Raw genomic sequence first — 15,797 nt, 5'->3', positions numbered from 1 at the left:
CGCCTTCAAAAACGGGCGGCCCGGATCATGCCTTCTTGTTTGCTCAAGCGCTGGCGCGCTATTGTGGGGCTGAATTCTGCCCCTGCCTAAGGAAGGTTTCGCAGACCTCCCAGAGAGGGGCCTCCCGAGGGGATCGGGCCCTGATAGAGATGGAGCTGGTTGAAAAAAATACAGTCATGCCTGATGACTGGTCAGAGGTCCTCTGGATTTTTGTCGATGATATCGTTACTACGGGCTCTACAGCGCGTGCTGCGGAGCGGGCTCTTGGAAGGCCCCCTCACTTTGAAGTTTGGGTCTTAGCTGAGAGGAGCCTCTCTTGCGGAGCGTCCACGGATCTGCTATAAAACCCGAATGCTTAGAAACTCTTTAGCTCTGCTATTCACTGTCCTTTTCTCCTGGCTGTCTGTTGCCGCGACCGCGAGTAACGAGACCCTGCAAAAAGTCGGCAAAAAATATCGCACCTCCAAACTTGTGGAAATGAGTGTGGAAAAGGTTGTGAAATCCGAACTACTTGGCAAAGAAACCAAATACGAAGGCAAAATCTATCTGGCCAATGGTAAGTTCCGCTGGGAAAACACCACGCCGGAAGAAACGCTTTTAGTATTCGACGGTTCCACGATCTGGAGTGTTCAGACGCCGCCCAAAGAATTTGGTGGCCCAGTTCAGGTGGCCAAGGGAAAAGTGGATAAGAAAACCCGCTCCCACATTCTGATTTCATCACTACTGGGCGAGGATCTGGCGAAGACCTTCAAGGTTGTCAGTGAAAAGAAAGACGGCGAATTGATTCATCTGCAAGTTGAGCCCGTTCAGGGTGGGGATCTGACAGTGAAGTCGATGAAGCTGGTGGTGAAGTCCAAAGACAACACGTTGAAGTCAGTTTCCTATCTGGATGATATCGGAAATCAGACGACGATGAACTTCACAAAGATTGAATTCCTTAAAAAAGAAAATAAGAAACTGTTCAAATATCAACCGCCAAAAGATGCGCAGGTAACGGACCTATGAAACAAGAAACCACTCAAAACAATAAAGTTCATTTCATCTCTTTGGGCTGCCCAAAGAATCTTGTGGATAGTGAAATCATGGCCGGTACTTTGATGAAGGACGGTTATGAGGTTGTGGGCGATGCGGAAAATGCAGACACCGTGATCGTGAATACTTGCGGTTTCATCGAGGATTCCAAGAAAGAATCCATCCAACGCATTCTGGATATGAGCGACCTCAAGCAAGAAGGTAAAATCAAAAAAGTCGTTGTCGCGGGTTGCCTGACCCAGCGTTATAAAGACGAATTGGTGGAAGGTTTGCCAGAGGCGGATTTGTTCGTGGGCTCTGGGGAGTTCCAGAATATCGCCAAGATCCTGAAAAAATCTGAAGGTGGCGACACTCAGAAGACCTTCTTCAATCTGCCAACTTATCTGCAGGAAGAAGCGACTCCGCGTGTGAACTCCCAGCCGGGTCACCGTGCTTATTTGAAAATTTCTGAAGGCTGCATGAAGCGTTGTGCATTCTGCGCGATCCCCTTGATCCGTGGAAACCTTCAGTCCCGTTCCATCGACGCGATCGTTGCGGAAGCAAGATTGCTTGTTGCTGGCGGTGTGAAAGAGCTGATCATCATCAGCCATGACTTCACTGATTACGGCTTTGATATCCGTCGTAAAGATCCAACTCGCAAAGAAAGCCCTGTTGAGCTTTTGAAAGCCTTGGATCAAGTTGAAGGTTTGCAGTGGATTCGTTTGATGTACTTGTATCCAGATGGAATCACTCAAGAGATGGTTCAAGTTATCAAGAACAGCACAAAGATCGTGAAGTACTTCGACATGCCTCTTCAGCACGTCAACGATGCGGTTCTAAAAAGCATGAACCGCAAGATGACTCGCGATGAAATTGAAACCGCATTGATGAACATTCGTGAGCACTTGCCTGAAGCTGTGATCCGCACTCAGTTCATCGTGGGTTTCCCTGGTGAAACTCAAGAACAGTTCGAAGAGCTTTTGAACTTCGTGGCCGAACAGCAGTTCGACCGTGTGGGTTGCTTCAAATACTCCCCTGAAGAAAACACTCCAGGCGGCCGTATGGATAACCAAATTGATGAAGAGACAAAACAATTCCGCCATGATGCTTTGATGGAAGTTCAGCAGAACATTTCCCGCGAAAAGCACAGCGACTTTGTGGGTAAAACTTTGGAAGTGATCGTGGAAGGCTTCTCTGAGGAAACAGATTTGCTATTACAGGGCCGTTTCTGGGGTCAGGCGCCGGATATCGACGGTGTGGTTCTGATCAATGATGGTCAGGCTCAGGTCGGTGACATGGTCAAAGTTCACATCACCGACAATATGGAATACGACCTCATTGGCGAGATCGTAAGCGAAAACTAGAAAGTACAGTTGTCGGATGCGACCTCAAACTGGTCGGTCCATTTGCTGTTCTTGGCGTTTCTTAAAACTGTCGTGGCTCTTCTAAAGGCCACGGCATTTTTTTTGTCATACTTGCAGGCATTCTTATAAGCCAACAGTGAAATGTCATACTTGCGAAGCTCAAAAGAGGTCGTTGCCAATCCCAACCACGAACGACCGGCCTTCGCATTGGCTTCTGTTCCGGCTTTATAAACCTTCATGGCTTCAACGTAGTTCTTTTGATCTTCCAGCAGCCGTCCATAATTGAACTGTGCCAGCTCAGAGGCTGGGAAGTTGCTAGCAGCCTTCTTCAGCGTTTTGATTGCCGTCGCATCTTGTCCCAGCTCTTTATAGGCGATACCCAGATAGACATAGGCGTCGGCGGTTTTGGGGTCCTTCTGAATGGCTTCTTTGCAGGATTGGACGGCGGGCTCATAGGTGCCATCCATGGTGTTGATTTCGCACAGTTTGCGCAGATACTGCGGACGTGGACCGATGCTTTGAACCATATCCTGGAATAAAATGCGAAGCTCGTACAAGTTTGGCACATCCCGATTTTCATACAAACCCACCAAGCCATCGTAAGCCGGTTCATACTTGGCATTCAGCTCAATAGCGCGCTTGTAGCTTTCCATGGCATCACGGGTTTTCTTTTGCAGGACAAAGGCATTTCCCATCAGGCTATGAGCTTCATAGTCCTTTTCATCTTTTCCGATCGCCACATTTAAGGCGCGGATCATTTCGCCGGGCTCTTTGCGTTTTTCGTGGGCTTTGGCCAGGATCAGAAGGCCGCGACGATCCAGCTTATCGATGTGTTTCCACAATAACAGAGTGACCTTTTCGTATTCTTCTTTTTTATAAAGCTCATCTGCCAGATCGACAATCAGGCCTGCGTTCTTCGGGCTTTTGCGAATTTCAGCTTTTAGTCTTTCGATTTTCTGCTCGGCAGTTTCCCCAGCAGGGGCAGTGATCACAGCGGGTGCCGTCGGAGTTGCCGGAGGCGCTGGGGCAGCCACTTTCGGAGTTTCAAGGGCAGACTTTGCTGGAGCAGCCGGAGCCGCCGGAGCCATCACGTGAGGCTTCTCAACCTTGGGCGAAGTCACTGTCGGGGCAGTAGGCTTTGTCACGGCGGGGGCCGGAGTTGGAGCCGGTTTGTCGTTAAGGTCCTCTTCAAAAAGAGAGAACTCGTCCTTGGTCGGTTCTGCGGCCTGGCTCCTCTGGGGAGTCATGACCAATAATGAGACAAAAGCCAAGAACGCAGTAAATATAGGTCGATTGAAATTCAGTCCATTCGGCATATGCTGTATTATGACCTAAATGCTCTTACGAGTGAAGAAATCTCAATTTACATCTGGACTACCCAACAATCGGGGTCAGGCCGTGATCGAGTACACCTTAATACTCGTGATCACTGTGGCTATTGTTATTGGTCTTACGTCTCAGATTATCAAACCCATGCAGGCCTTTTTGGATAACTACATGGGGAAATACGTGCAATGTTTATTGGAAATGGGAGAGCTGCCGGCCATCGGCGGTGAAGACACGGCTGTCGCGGATGAGGGATGCAATGCCCGCTTCCAGCCGGGAACACTGGCTGGGGGGAGACCTCCCAGAGGCAATGCTGGCGGCGGCGGCGGATCTTCATCGGACCGAGACAAGGGTGGATCTAAGAGTGGAGCCAACGGCGACGGAGGCTCTGGCGGTGGAGGTGGGTCTTCATCGGGATCGACCTATGCAGGCTCTGCCTCCCGGGGTGGCAGTCGCTTTATGAATCGCAACCGTCGTCCTTCCAGCGGGGTGGAATCCGGTGGCGCGGCCCAGGGCCGGGTGGTAGAGATCGCCTTGGATGGTGGTGGCAGTGGCGGCTTCTTCAGAGGAAGCAACGGGGCCAACTATGGCAGCGGCGGGATGAAAAAACGTTCCGTGGCAATTTCGGGAATGACCGATATGGAACGTAAGCGTTTGGAAAAAGTCGCTAACGGAGAAGGCCGTGCGACCATGGTCACTGGTGAAAGTATCAAGCCTCCGGTAAAAAAGTTGGCTGTAAAACCACCTCCGGTTCAGAACTTTGAGCGCGAAGAAGAGCCCTTCACTATTGGAAATTTTATAAGGATCATCTTTATTGCCGCCATTATTATCGCCCTTGTTCTGCTCGTGGGTGGACAGGCATTGCAAATGTCGAAAAGTTTTGAAAAATAGTCTGCGTCGCGTTTAGAAATTCTTCATAGAAATTCTTAAGTTATCTGTCATGGCGTTAATTTCTTGAAACCCTCCAGTGTTTAAAGGATACACCCTTCATCAGTTCATTGATGGGGGATTCATTGGAAAATGTGATTGAGATCAATCGCAGCAAAACATTCAACTTGGAAGAGGCGCGCCGATTGCTCCCTATCATCTATCGTATGACGGAAGAATCTGCCCGCGAGGTGAAGCTTCACTTGAACCGTATTGAGGCTTTTTCTGACAAGTCCCATCCTTCTGTGGCTGTTATTGAAGGCGACATCAATGCCATTATTGACCGCTGGCAAATCAAGATCGAAAAGCTGGGTGGTGAGCCCAAGGGCCTCTGGATGGCTGATTTTGACAATGGTGAAGGCTACTACTGCTGGAAGTATCCAGAAGTTGAAATTAATCACTGGCATGGCTACCAAGATGGCTTTTCTGGGCGTATAACGATTGAATGAGAATCGCAGTTGCCCAAATTAATCCGGTCCTAGCTGACTTTAAGCTCAATAAAGAAAAAATTATCGATTTTGTAAACCAGGCCGTTCAGCGCAAGTGTGAACTTGTGGTGTTCCCTGAGTGCACTTTATTTGGTTATCATCCCTTTGATCTTTTAGAGCGTTCCAAGCTGGTGGCGAAACAGGAGGCCGAATTCAAAGATCTTATCAAAAGACTTCCGAAAGATATTGGCGTGATCATGGGCTTGATCACAAAGAATCCGCACAAAAAAGGCCGCCCTTATTTCAATAGTGCTGCTTTGATTGCCAAGGGCAAAAAACCACAGTTTTTCCACAAGCAGCTTTTGCCAACAGGCGATGTCTTTGATGAAGCCCGCTTCATTGAGCCCGGTGATTTTTCCAAGAATTATTTCAAATGGAAAGGGAAGAAGTTCTTCCTGACAATCTGTGAAGATATCTGGGCCTGGCCGGATGCAAAGGGGCATTCTCCCTATCGCGAAAACCCGCTGGCGAAAGTGAAGAAACAAAAAATTGATATGGTGATTAATCTCAGTGCGTCGCCTTACTTTGTGGGTAAGATGAAGCAAAGAGAATACGTCACTCAAAAAACGGCGGCGTATTTCAATGCGCCGATCATGTACGTCAATTTGGTGGGCGCTCAAGATGAAATCATCTTCGACGGCGCAAGCTTTGTGCTGGATAAAAAAGGCAAAAAACTTCTGACCTGTCGGCCGTTCACCGAAGACATCAATGTGATAGATATCGATACGATGGAAGTGTGGAACAAGACAGCCAAGCTTCAGCCTGTGGAAGAACTTCGTCAGGCTTTGGTTCTGGGTATTCGTGACTTCTGTGACAAGACCGGTCTTAAAAAGGTTCATCTGGGCTTAAGCGGCGGCATAGATTCTGCGGTTGTGGCAGCTCTGGCTGTGGATGCATTGGGGCCTGCCAATGTCACAGGCGTGGGCCTCCCGGGGCCGTTTAATGCACCAGAAAGCCTGACACTGGCGCGCGATCTGGCAAAGAATTTGGGCGTGGATTTTAAAACTGTCGATATCAGCAAAATGTATGAATCTGCAGTGGCAAGTTTGACTGACGGTCTGGAGCTGAAGGGGTTCAGTCTGGTAAATGAAAACTTGCAGGCACGTCTGCGTGGTATGTCTTTGATGGCTTGGGCCAATAAAGAAAACAGCATGCTTCTTACCACGAGCAACAAGAGTGAGTATGCATCAGGCTATTCAACTTTGTATGGGGATATGTGCGGTGGTTTGGCGCCTATTGGAGATCTCACCAAGGCACAAGTGTATCAGCTGGCAAGATATTACAACCAACAAGGTGAAGTGATTCCGCAGGAAATTATTGATCGTGCACCTTCGGCGGAACTTCGTCCAAACCAAAAGGATCAGGATTCTTTGCCGGAGTACGACGAGCTTGATAAGTCTGTTGTCTATCTGGTTGAAAAATCAGGCGTGGCGCAGTCAGCGACGGACAAGTGGCTGTTGCCGATTCTTATGCGTACGGAGTTTAAGCGCTGGCAGGCGCCTCCGGTATTGAAAGTCTCTGGTCACTCATTTGGCCGGGGACGTCGTTATCCATTGGCTCACAGAGCTTACGAGCTTTAAAAAGCAAAAAGCCCCTTTTCAGGGGCTTTTTTATAGACCTCCGAAGAAATCCATTTGTTTTGGTTGGCGTATGATCTGCGGGAAGCGCAGCTCTGGTTTTCCAGTCAGGGCAATCAGGTTGCCGATCTGAGGTGCCTGTCCGCCGATAGAAATTCTTTTCATCATCTGGCTGAACATGTGGCCCAGATAAGTCGCATCTTCTTCCGCTCTGTGGAAGTTGGATGTTGGGATTTTTAAATGCTGAACCAGCGTTCCCAGTTTGTAGTTCGGAAGACCTGGGAAGACTTTTCTTGCGATTGGCAAGCTGTCCAGAATCACCCCTTTGGGAGCAGCAGTTTCATGCTTCTTGATATCCGCAATCAGGAATTGAGAGTCAAAGGGAGCATTGTGGGCTACCAACACATCATCACCACAGAACTCTGCAAAGGAAGGCAAAATGGTGTCGATCAGAGGTTTGCCTTTAACCATATCATCGGAAATACCGTTCACCGCTGAAGCGCCCGGTGGGATAGGGCGAAGAGGGTCAATAAGTGTGGCAAAGATCGCTTCGGGTTGGCCGTCGATAAAACGAACGGCACCAATTTCAACGATTTGATCTACGCCGGGAACAGTACCAGTGGTCTCTAAGTCAAAAGCTATGAATCTCATAAAAACATTGATACAAAATGGAGAGGGGTGTTTCAACTAAAGAGTGACCCGATGAAGGAGTTCCTGCCTGTGTCATCTAAGTTTGGAAAATTTATAAGCTTTTTGCCGGGGAAGAGAGATGTCCCAGTGAGTCAAAAAGACCAGTCAGTCTTGGACGTGGCTCTGCGTGTGAAAGTACCTCTGAATCACACCTGCGGTGGCAATGGAACTTGTGGAACCTGTCGTGTTTTTGTCACTCAGGGACTGGAAAAGTTAGGTCCTAGGAATGAAATAGAAGCTGAAATGGCCGAAGACCGGGCATTTCAGGAATCAGAACGTCTGGCTTGTCAGATCGAACCTGTGGATGGCCTGGTGGTGGAAGTTCCGTTGGCTGACGATTAAGGCTTTACGAAGAATGGATTGGTATAGATCCAGGTGATCCATTTTTTGGCGTCAGGAATAGGCAGCATGGGGCTGACCCGGACTTGTACGCGATAAGTACCTGAGGATTTGATCTCGTAGACGGTTTCAGGCTCATTCACACGCAGCTGAACTTCACCGTCTTTGATAATCATGATTTCAAAAAATTCCTGAGGCTTGGAAGGCAAAGACACTTTCAGTGTCATGTTTTTGGAAAGCTTCACTTCAGAGCCCATCATGTGGGACTTATTTTCTTCCTCAATTGTTGCCGAGAATCCTTTGGGGTCGCCCAGCGTATCCAGCGCAATATAGAAGTTTCCATTTTTTAGAGCATTGAAAATCTTCAGGCGATCACTGTTAAAGCTGCCCGTAAGTTCTGACTTCAGGACAACGTGGTTGCTCATAAAATCAAAGGATCTTTTATAGCTCGGGAAGCGGATAAAATAATTAGCCAAAGGAATCACGCGAGCAGAGGCTTCGGTGCCTCCATAAATAACAATCTTGCGCTGCTGACTCAGTTTATCTAGCAGCGCAATTTCATCTGTGGGCTCGGTGTAAAGACGAACAAAGGCCAAGCGGGGATTGAAGGGATAGATCATCAAGCTCCAGATGGTGGAGATTTTGGATTCTTCCCAGGCGCGGTTGATGAGACTTTTCAGATTTACCAGTTCAAAGCCATCAAGGCCGGAAGGGATTTCGCCCGACCAGGAAAAGCCTGCTTTGTAGGGATGAGCCAGAATGGTCAGTGTGTCTTTGCTGGCGCCGGTTTTCTGCGACAGAAGATCTGACAATTTTACCTGTGCATCCCCGAGATTGCTTCCAATGCTTTCCTGATTCAAAGAATAATAAATCAGGCGGGAATCCAGATAGCTGTACTTCCCGGCATTAAATACCAGCAGATTTCCATGATAGGATTCAAATGTCGTGGGCACATTGAAGATATTGTAGTCAGTGAAAAAAACGAAATCCAGATTCGCCAGCTTGGCCGAAGTGATAACAAAGCTTGCCGGTGCCGAGCCGCTGGATAAATCCGTATGAACATTCATCACGCCTTTATAGTCGTACAAACTGCGGGAATGCTCTGAGCTGATTTGCTGGGGAACCACAGCGAAGTCGTACTGATTCAGATAAAATCCGTACAGGCAAAAAGTCACCAGCAGAAAAGAAAGGGTCGCAATTACTTTCATGGTCTTGTGAATTCCAAAACTACAAAGTCAGGAGAAATCGTTTTGATCTCTTTCATCTGCCATTGTTGTTCGGAAATCCACTGAGGTAAACCATTTGTCTTGCGCTTCACCAAATAAAAGACATTTCTTTGCGGTTGTGCTTCCGGAAGGGTGTCAAAGAAATCAAAGCGGCTGATGTCTTTTAGCTTAAACACGGGAACCTTGCTGAAGTACCACAAGGACGACGCCATTTGATAGCTGCTGGCGTAAAGAGGGCTGTATTCATGGGCCAGTGAACTCAGTTCTTGGAAAACATAGGGCTCTTCAACTTTGTCACTTAACTTGCGCAAGGACGGTGTGAAGAGTGTTGAAATAACCAGAACAATAATCAGTCCCCAGAAGATGACATAGGCTCTGGTCCACTTTTGAATTTTCGGATGGAACAAGGCTGCCGCCAAAACTGCGGGATAAGCAATGATCGGCCAGTTGGCTTCCACGAGGGCGCGGAAGGATGTCAGGAAGAAGAAAAGCAAAGGACCCCAGCCGAAATAATGAATCCAGCGCAAGTTCTTGGGAACTTTCGCACGAAGAGCGGCCCAGAACACCAGTGGGAACAAGATTAAGATCTGACCCAGAACATAGGAAAGAGTCCATTCGGGATTGTAGGAGGTTTTTTCCAGGCCATGCTTGATTTGAAACTCGAACGAAGCAAATCCGTTTTGCGCATTCCAAATAATGACTGGTGACGAGAAAATTAAACCCGCAACCAGAGTCAGAAGAACCCCTGTAGGACGCACATCTTTCCAGCGCTTTTCAAAGGTCAGGTAAGCCAGCAGACAGGGAACGAAAAGAACAATGTGATATTTGGCGCAAAAGCCAAGGCCCAGGGCGACGCCCAGCCCTACATAGCTGCCAAGATCTTTCTTTTCAAGAGCATGAACGGTCAAAAGCAAAGCCAGTGACCAGAATGTCATAACCGGCAGATCCGGCGTCACAATCAACGAGCCAAAACCCAGCAGGGGAGAGAATAAAACCAGATAGACCCAGATTTTAATTTTGTCCCAGGGGAGCTTGTCTTTTAAAAGCAGAATCCAGACGCCAATCAGAAGATGGCCGAAGAAGACTGCTGGCCAGCGCACAGCGTGCATGAAAGGCTCAAGAAAATGTCCCAGATAAAAAAGCCAGGACACCAGTGGGGGATGGTCGAAGTAGCTGAGCTGCGGACGTTGCGACCACACCCAGTAGTAAGCTTCGTCGGCACTTAAGGGAATTAAGGCCGACAAAACAAGCTTGACCGCAAGACTGATCCACCAGATACGCAGTAGTTCTTTCAAGCTTAGTAACTCAACTTAATAGGTTTACCCAGATCGCCCGGAATGCCGATCTCTTTTCCATTCAGAATCAGATTTACCGCCCCACCATTGGAGAAGTTGATCTTCAGGCCGCTTTTGCTTTTGAACGTATGAACCTGTTCTGCAGAAAGGCGGATCTTCTGTGGTTTGCCATTAGGAGCCGAGTATTCGATTTCAACTGAGTCCAGAGCTTCCACGATCAACTCAACCGGCTTGCCAGCTTCTGGCTTTGGAGTCGGAGTGGGTGTTGGCGTGGGCGTCGGCGAGGCCACCGGGGTCGGCGTCGGCGTTGGAGTCGCTGCCGGACTTGGACTTGGCGTTGGTGTCGGTTTTGCCGGAGTTGTTACCGCAGGGGTCGCCGACGGAGTGGGTGTTGGTACGGAAGCCGCGATGGTGGCTTGTGGTGATGCTGTCAGATTGGAAAGAGGACTTGGTGCTATAGTTGGCTCTACTTCAGTCAAAGTGCCCTCGATGGGATTATCCACGATCACCGGAGTGGCGCCTTCCATGGTTTGTGCGACTTCAGAACTAGGCACTTCAGCTTCTTTGGAATACTTGTCGATCATTTTCTTGGTGAAAATAATCAGACCCACCAGAACAATACCCAGTCCGATGACAACGTAAGTCTTGGTGTTCTTGTTTTCGCGCAAAGACTGCATCCCGTGGGACGAGCTGGTTTCAGGCGGAGGTGTGGCTTTGCGAATAGGGGTGACGGTGGCTTCAGGGGCTGGCGCGGATTCGGAAGTTCCCGTGCCAGCAGCGGCTTCTTCAGTTGCCGGGGCAGCACCCTTAGAGTCTTCGGTGGGACGGATGTAAGGTTTTGGTTTGGTGGAACCCATTTCTTCGTAGAAAACTTCCAGGATCTTGTCGGCATCCAAGTGCAGGAAGTTTGCGTAACTCTGAACAAAACCGCGCAGGAAAGTTTTTGCCGGAAGCTGGGTTTCATCACCCTCTTCGATGGCTTTTAAAACTTTGCTGCTGATTTTTAAAGAAAGACCAATTTCATGCAGAGAGAGGCCCTTTTCCTCGCGGGCTTTCTTTAGAAGTTCGCCGGTCTTTTTCATTAGTGTCCCTTTCGAATCAAACTGAGCATTCCCTTGGCCTTGTCGCGATAGGTACCGGTGGGATAATATTTTATCAATTCCTCGAATCGTGCGACAGACTTGGATTTGTCCCCTAGACGATAGTACGCCAGGGCACTGTAGTAATGAGGTTCGTCGTACAGACTTTTCTGACAGAATCCGATCGCACGATCCAGGGCCTCGGCAGCCCGACCATAGTCCTTTTCCTCAAACAGCGTGCGCCCGTAGTAGGTGTTGGCAACGCAGTCATCTGTCTGCGTTTGCATCACCTTGGAAAAAGCATCACGGGAGGCTTTGAATTCCTTTTGATTGAATTTTAAAAGCCCCAGATTGATGTAGGCTTTTTCAGGGCTCCCGTAAGTCAGATCGTTGATCACGGTGCGGATCTCTTTTTCCGCCTCGGGATATTTGCCGGCTTCGATGAGCACGCGTCCCAGGTTGTTTCGCGCATCCGAGTAGCGAGGCTCCATTTTCAGGGCTTCACGCAGATGTTTTTCCGCCAGATCATAGCGTTCGCGATAGAAATAGACCTGTCCCAGATTGTTCTGTATGGCTGGATTTTCGGGATCAAGCTCTGCAGCCTTAAGGAGTTCCTGCAGGGCGAAAGGATAGTTGCCACTTTCGATGTGAGCAGCTCCTAAACGGAGATGAAGTTCAGCCTTTTTTTTATCCTGTGATCTGCTGCTGGCACAACCGACCAGAGAAAGAGCACATAGAGCGAGAATCCATTTACGCATGCTAAAAAGGTATCACTCAAGGCTTAAGAGTCAACCCTGAGTTCCGCAATAGTTTCGACGTGATCCGTCTGTGGGAACATCTCGAAGGCCTGCACTCGGTCAAGCTTGTAGGAAAGTCCCAACTTCTGCGCATGCGCAAAGAACCAGTTAAGATCTCGAGCCAAAGAAACCGGATGACAACTGATGTAGATAATTTTTCGGGGCTGAGCTGCCGCCAGGGTCTGCATGGTGTATTCGCTGGCGCCTGCGCGGGGAGGGTCAAGAAGGACCAGGTCCTCTTTGGCGATGGAGGCCCGGCGCATATAGGATTCAACATCGGACCCGAAGTAGGTCATGCGCTTGTCGTGAATTTTGGAGCGGGCTCTTTCCACCAGCTTGGGGTTGAGCTCCACGCCGATGACTTCTGCCTCAGGGTATTTTTGGGCTAAAGGGAAGGTGAAGTTCCCGGCGCCCGCATAGAGGTCGAACACTTTTTTATAGGCATGATCTCCAGCCCAGTCCAAAGCCGTGCGTAGTAAATCCTCGTTCTGGAAGCGATTCACCTGGGAAAAACCAATACCGTCATCGTCATCTGTGATCAGGCCATAGCGAACATCGCCTTCCTCGGCGATATACATCTCCATACGCAGAAGATCTTTCGCATTCTTCGAGGCCGCCCAGTTTTTCACTTCGGCAAAACGAGTTGTCAGTGCCTCTTCGGTGATCAGGCAGTCCATGGTTTCGACAATTTGGTGTGAGTTGCGGGCAAAGAATCCGAAGCGGTTATTTTTAAACTTGGGCTGAATGCGATTGCGATAGCGCAAAACGCGCGGGCTTGGCTGGATAGGCAGATAGGTGAAATCCAGGTCGCGATTGAATTTTTTCAATGTTTCAAAAACGATGGCTTCTTTCTGCCTGCGCTGTTCATCTTCATTGAGGTGCTGCCAATTACAGCCGCCGCATGTGTGTGCCACCGGACAAGGTGGTTCCCGGCGGGAAGGGCCTGGTGTCAGGACTTCCACAATACGGGCTTCCATAAAGTTCTTTTTGGCCAAAGTGATTTCGGCCAGAACTTCTTCATTGGGCGCTGCTTGAGGAACGAAGACAACCATGCCCTCGTGTCGAGCGACTCCAGCACCGCCAATGGCGAGTTTTTCAATATTAAGTTTGATCTTGGAACCGAGAAGGGGAGCTTTCGCTCCCCTTTGGTTTGATTTTGCAGACATTATATCAACCGCAATTTCAAATATGGATCTGGAAACGACTAGGCGTTGCAGATCTCGTGTTTTTCGAAGAACAAAGCCAATTCACGAGCCGCAGACTCTACAGAGTCAGAACCGTGAACTGCGTTTTCACCAACGTTGTCACCGAATTTCGCGCGAACTGTTCCTGCGTTAGCTTTTTTAGGATCAGTAGCACCCATGATTTCGCGGTTTTTCAAAACTGCGTTTTCACCTTGAAGACACATCAACATAACTGGACCGGAAGTCATGAAAGAAACAAGCTCACCGAAGAAAGGACGTGCGCTGTGTTCAGCGTAGAATTCTTCAGCTTTAGCTTTGGAAAGAACAGTGATTTTCGCAGCAGCGATTTTCAAACCGTTCGCTTCAAACATGCTCACGATATCGCCGATAGCGTTTTTCTTCATGGCATTTGGTTTAATGATAGAGAATGTTTGTTCGATAGACATGGTGTCTCCTTGTTTTAATGACAAACTGTTTTAGTAATTTCGAAGAACCTAGGAGTTTTAACGAATTGAGTGACACATGTCCACTCTTGGTTTCCTTGACCGGCATTGGTGACAATCAATTTTGTCTCTACGGCCAGGTCGTGACCTTCGCTAGCTTGGGTGAAGTTTTGATATGTGATCTCGTAAGTGCGGCCTGGTGTATTCCAAAGATTCAAAGTGAACTCGACATCTTCAGTAGTCATGATCTGGATTTCATCGACTCTTCCGGCAAAGGCCGTGCTGCTGGCCAATAGGGCAAAGACCAATAATTTCTTCATGTTAGCTCTCCTGGGAGGCCCTTAAATACGGCCCCGGATTGGCCACTGTCAATGGGAATTTGCCGCCAGGGGTCACATTCTTCTCTATATTCGATCTGGGATATTCGATAGCGTGATTTTTATGCGGTTGAATCGATGGATGCTCACTTCCGGACTCTTACATGCGGCCTTGGCGGGAGCCTTGGTGGTCATCGTAGCTCCGGATATTCTAAGAACCAACCCTCCACCTGCAGAGTTGGTGGAGGTCCACTACTCTTCGCCGCCATCCAAGGCCGTGCGTTCTGATAGTGGTTTTGGCAAAGCTCAGAAGGCTTCTAAAAGTCATGGCAAAGGTGAGAAGACAGATCCCAAAGTATCTTCCTTGTTTAAGACCTATGACTTTGCGCCTTCCGATTCTGCCTATCCGAAGGACGGTGCAAAGTCCGGAGGCTTTCGGGATTCACAAAGTTATCAACTGGATTCGGCGATGATGTTCGCCGACACCGATGACTGGGCTTATCATCAGGAAGTTTTTAAAAAGATCGACAGTCAGTTGATGTTTGATTCGGTGCTGGCACAGTCGTTCCCCGAGGGGAAACACAGCCATACAGCCAGGGCGATTATATTTCAGGCCAAGTTTGAGTTTGTGCTGGATTCACCCACGCTGAATTTGCGCAAACAAAAGGAATTTGGAAAGCCGGTTTTGGTATTCCGCAGAGCCACCTCGGAAAAGCCCGTAGCCAACACTTTGGGTGATCACCTTATGAATGGTGGAATAGACTATGATGCTTTTGCCATGGTGGAAAAGTGGCAGAAGTACAACAAGAAGAAGTTCCTGAGACAGGCGGAATACGATCCGTTTGCTCACTACAGAAGTGATCCCGCCTACAATCTTTAAAAGATAATCTTAAGACTGAAGCCAATTCCTGAAGGCAGCCACCACACGGTTTCCTTCTCGCAGCGTTCGGTGGATCTGCCGGCGGCGCATTGATCCTTGGGAATAAAGAAGTCCATTTCAAAGCGGTTCTGGCTATCCGTCGAAGACGACATATTCAGATTATCCAGGATATTCAATGACGACAGGGCATCTGACTCATCTTTTTGTGTGGAAGCTGAGTGCGCGCGCGAGATGCGAACCCGTCGAACCATTCTTTCTGTGGTTTCACGCTCGCTTTCATCAGAGTCGGCATTTTTGCGGATCAGCAGGAAGGGGACGGACATGTTTGAGAAATTTACGTCTTTCAGAATATTCAGATCAGCCAGGCGAACCTGTGCGACGCTGACTTGGCTGCGTTTTAAAGCCATGCGCATATTATGGTCGCTTTCTCTGGCTGCCGGAAGCAGAAACAAAAGACCGGCACGTCCGCCGCGCACAAAGCCGACGTTGCTGTCACGCACAGAGCGGGGAGCTTTGCGAGAAACCTCCACCTCAGACATAAATTCCCACTCGGAGATTTCAAAAGTCATTACCACAACGCTGAAGGGATTTTGACGGTCTGGGGCGCAAAGATCCTCTGTAAGAAATGGAACCAGCAGGCGAACATAGTCTTTTGTTCTTTCGCAGGCTTGATGGTCGCGCGTATCCACGGCCACCATCAGACCACGAGCAAAGCCATCAGCTGAATCGCTGAAAGGTGATTTTCCGGCCCTTGCAGCCAGGGTCGAAAGAAAAACACATAATGTCAGTAGAAGCTTTGTGTGTCTCATTTGGAGGTTTTATCATATCCCGCTGGTTAAATGGGTTCTCATTGA

General features: G+C 48.8%; 17 protein-coding genes. 7 read left to right on the top strand and 10 right to left on the bottom strand.

What is annotated here, in order from left to right:
* Positions 1 to 351: 351 nt before the first annotated feature.
* Positions 352 to 1,005 (top strand): outer membrane lipoprotein carrier protein LolA, encoded by a 654-nt coding sequence (locus ACES2G_RS17670; RefSeq protein WP_347355780.1) that lies wholly within the window; start codon positions 352 to 354, stop codon positions 1,003 to 1,005.
* Entirely contained in the window at positions 1,002 to 2,375 is a 1,374-nt protein-coding gene (gene rimO, locus ACES2G_RS17665; protein WP_347355782.1) for a 30S ribosomal protein S12 methylthiotransferase RimO, read from the top strand. Before ACES2G_RS17670 ends, rimO begins: the two co-directional genes overlap by 4 nt.
* On the opposite strand, the gene ACES2G_RS17660 is transcribed toward rimO, so the two are convergent.
* Complete coding sequence (locus tag ACES2G_RS17660; RefSeq protein WP_374000900.1) at positions 2,372 to 3,622, bottom strand: tetratricopeptide repeat protein; 1,251 nt, start codon at positions 3,620 to 3,622, stop codon at positions 2,372 to 2,374. The two genes, rimO and ACES2G_RS17660, sit on opposite strands and share 4 nt — an antisense overlap.
* A gap of 151 nt (positions 3,623 to 3,773) precedes the next feature.
* Here ACES2G_RS17660 and ACES2G_RS17655 point away from each other — a divergent pair, with 151 nt between their 5' ends.
* From ACES2G_RS17655 to ACES2G_RS17645, 3 genes are all read left to right on the top strand, one after another.
* Positions 3,774 to 4,592 (top strand): hypothetical protein, encoded by an 819-nt coding sequence (locus tag ACES2G_RS17655; protein ID WP_374000899.1) that lies wholly within the window; start codon positions 3,774 to 3,776, stop codon positions 4,590 to 4,592.
* 131 nt (positions 4,593 to 4,723) lie between these two features.
* Complete coding sequence (locus ACES2G_RS17650) at positions 4,724 to 5,077, top strand: DUF2203 domain-containing protein (protein ID WP_347355971.1); 354 nt, start codon at positions 4,724 to 4,726, stop codon at positions 5,075 to 5,077.
* Positions 5,074 to 6,696 carry an NAD+ synthase gene (locus tag ACES2G_RS17645; protein WP_347355788.1) on the top strand — a complete coding sequence of 541 codons (1,623 nt, stop codon included), beginning with the start codon at positions 5,074 to 5,076 and terminating at the stop codon, positions 6,694 to 6,696. The genes ACES2G_RS17650 and ACES2G_RS17645 overlap by 4 nt, the downstream gene beginning before the upstream one ends.
* Before the next feature lie 30 nt (positions 6,697 to 6,726).
* On the opposite strand, the gene ACES2G_RS17640 is transcribed toward ACES2G_RS17645, so the two are convergent.
* Positions 6,727 to 7,344: an exonuclease domain-containing protein gene (locus ACES2G_RS17640; protein ID WP_347355789.1), complete on the bottom strand. Its 618-nt coding sequence runs from the start codon at positions 7,342 to 7,344 to the stop codon at positions 6,727 to 6,729.
* Positions 7,345 to 7,470: 126 nt separating this feature from the next.
* Here ACES2G_RS17640 and ACES2G_RS17635 point away from each other — a divergent pair, with 126 nt between their 5' ends.
* Entirely contained in the window at positions 7,471 to 7,725 is a 255-nt protein-coding gene (locus tag ACES2G_RS17635; RefSeq protein ID WP_347355791.1) for a 2Fe-2S iron-sulfur cluster-binding protein, read from the top strand.
* Here the strand turns inward: ACES2G_RS17635 and ACES2G_RS17630 are convergent.
* From ACES2G_RS17630 to ACES2G_RS17600, 7 genes are read right to left on the bottom strand one after another with little or no spacing between them, the layout of a single operon-like run.
* Positions 7,722 to 8,930 (bottom strand): hypothetical protein, encoded by a 1,209-nt coding sequence (locus tag ACES2G_RS17630; RefSeq protein WP_347355793.1) that lies wholly within the window; start codon positions 8,928 to 8,930, stop codon positions 7,722 to 7,724. The genes ACES2G_RS17635 and ACES2G_RS17630 overlap by 4 nt on opposite strands.
* Positions 8,927 to 10,243 (bottom strand): glycosyltransferase family 39 protein, encoded by a 1,317-nt coding sequence (locus ACES2G_RS17625; RefSeq protein WP_347355795.1) that lies wholly within the window; start codon positions 10,241 to 10,243, stop codon positions 8,927 to 8,929. Before ACES2G_RS17625 ends, ACES2G_RS17630 begins: the two co-directional genes overlap by 4 nt.
* A 2-nt stretch (positions 10,244 to 10,245) precedes the next feature.
* Entirely contained in the window at positions 10,246 to 11,325 is a 1,080-nt protein-coding gene (locus ACES2G_RS17620; RefSeq protein WP_347355796.1) for a helix-turn-helix domain-containing protein, read from the bottom strand.
* Positions 11,325 to 12,080, bottom strand: coding sequence for a tetratricopeptide repeat protein (locus ACES2G_RS17615; protein ID WP_347355798.1), 756 nt, complete (start codon positions 12,078 to 12,080; stop codon positions 11,325 to 11,327). Before ACES2G_RS17615 ends, ACES2G_RS17620 begins: the two co-directional genes overlap by 1 nt.
* 23 nt (positions 12,081 to 12,103) lie before the next feature.
* Complete coding sequence (locus ACES2G_RS17610; RefSeq protein ID WP_374000898.1) at positions 12,104 to 13,285, bottom strand: class I SAM-dependent RNA methyltransferase; 1,182 nt, start codon at positions 13,283 to 13,285, stop codon at positions 12,104 to 12,106.
* 38 nt (positions 13,286 to 13,323) lie between these two features.
* The gene (gene ndk / locus ACES2G_RS17605) at positions 13,324 to 13,749 is read right to left on the bottom strand and encodes a nucleoside-diphosphate kinase (protein WP_374000897.1); all 426 of its coding nucleotides are present in this window, start codon (positions 13,747 to 13,749) and stop codon (positions 13,324 to 13,326) included.
* Positions 13,750 to 13,763: 14 nt separating this feature from the next.
* Entirely contained in the window at positions 13,764 to 14,066 is a 303-nt protein-coding gene (locus ACES2G_RS17600) for a hypothetical protein (protein ID WP_347355804.1), read from the bottom strand.
* Positions 14,067 to 14,187: 121 nt separating this feature from the next.
* Here ACES2G_RS17600 and ACES2G_RS17595 point away from each other — a divergent pair, with 121 nt between their 5' ends.
* Positions 14,188 to 14,943 carry a hypothetical protein gene (locus ACES2G_RS17595; RefSeq protein ID WP_347355806.1) on the top strand — a complete coding sequence of 252 codons (756 nt, stop codon included), beginning with the start codon at positions 14,188 to 14,190 and terminating at the stop codon, positions 14,941 to 14,943.
* On the opposite strand, the gene ACES2G_RS17590 is transcribed toward ACES2G_RS17595, so the two are convergent.
* Positions 14,940 to 15,752 (bottom strand): hypothetical protein, encoded by an 813-nt coding sequence (locus ACES2G_RS17590; RefSeq protein ID WP_374000896.1) that lies wholly within the window; start codon positions 15,750 to 15,752, stop codon positions 14,940 to 14,942. The genes ACES2G_RS17595 and ACES2G_RS17590 overlap by 4 nt on opposite strands.
* Between the last annotated feature and the right edge of the window lie 45 nt (positions 15,753 to 15,797).

Origin of the sequence: Bdellovibrio bacteriovorus (assembly GCF_041888015.1) — a bacterium.
GTDB lineage: Bacteria > Bdellovibrionota > Bdellovibrionia > Bdellovibrionales > Bdellovibrionaceae > Bdellovibrio.
Note: the sequence above shows the minus strand (reverse complement) of the source record. Positions and strands in the feature narration are given on the sequence as shown.

What these genes read in the sequence shown, in the direction of transcription:
- ACES2G_RS17615 (WP_347355798.1), bottom strand. Translation starts at nt 12,080, where the DNA reads ATGCGTAAATGGATTCTCGCTCTATGTGCTCTTTCTCTGGTCGGTTGT.
- ACES2G_RS17660 (WP_374000900.1), bottom strand. Translation starts at nt 3,622, where the DNA reads ATGACTCCCCAGAGGAGCCAGGCCGCAGAACCGACCAAGGACGAGTTC.
- ndk (WP_374000897.1), bottom strand. Translation starts at nt 13,749, where the DNA reads ATGTCTATCGAACAAACATTCTCTATCATTAAACCAAATGCCATGAAG.
- ACES2G_RS17610 (WP_374000898.1), bottom strand. Translation starts at nt 13,285, where the DNA reads ATGTCTGCAAAATCAAACCAAAGGGGAGCGAAAGCTCCCCTTCTCGGT.
- ACES2G_RS17600 (WP_347355804.1), bottom strand. Translation starts at nt 14,066, where the DNA reads ATGAAGAAATTATTGGTCTTTGCCCTATTGGCCAGCAGCACGGCCTTT.
- ACES2G_RS17640 (WP_347355789.1), bottom strand. Translation starts at nt 7,344, where the DNA reads ATGAGATTCATAGCTTTTGACTTAGAGACCACTGGTACTGTTCCCGGC.
- ACES2G_RS17670 (WP_347355780.1), top strand. Translation starts at nt 352, where the DNA reads ATGCTTAGAAACTCTTTAGCTCTGCTATTCACTGTCCTTTTCTCCTGG.
- ACES2G_RS17630 (WP_347355793.1), bottom strand. Translation starts at nt 8,930, where the DNA reads ATGAAAGTAATTGCGACCCTTTCTTTTCTGCTGGTGACTTTTTGCCTG.
- ACES2G_RS17595 (WP_347355806.1), top strand. Translation starts at nt 14,188, where the DNA reads ATGCGGTTGAATCGATGGATGCTCACTTCCGGACTCTTACATGCGGCC.
- ACES2G_RS17620 (WP_347355796.1), bottom strand. Translation starts at nt 11,325, where the DNA reads ATGAAAAAGACCGGCGAACTTCTAAAGAAAGCCCGCGAGGAAAAGGGC.
- rimO (WP_347355782.1), top strand. Translation starts at nt 1,002, where the DNA reads ATGAAACAAGAAACCACTCAAAACAATAAAGTTCATTTCATCTCTTTG.
- ACES2G_RS17645 (WP_347355788.1), top strand. Translation starts at nt 5,074, where the DNA reads ATGAGAATCGCAGTTGCCCAAATTAATCCGGTCCTAGCTGACTTTAAG.
- ACES2G_RS17590 (WP_374000896.1), bottom strand. Translation starts at nt 15,752, where the DNA reads ATGAGACACACAAAGCTTCTACTGACATTATGTGTTTTTCTTTCGACC.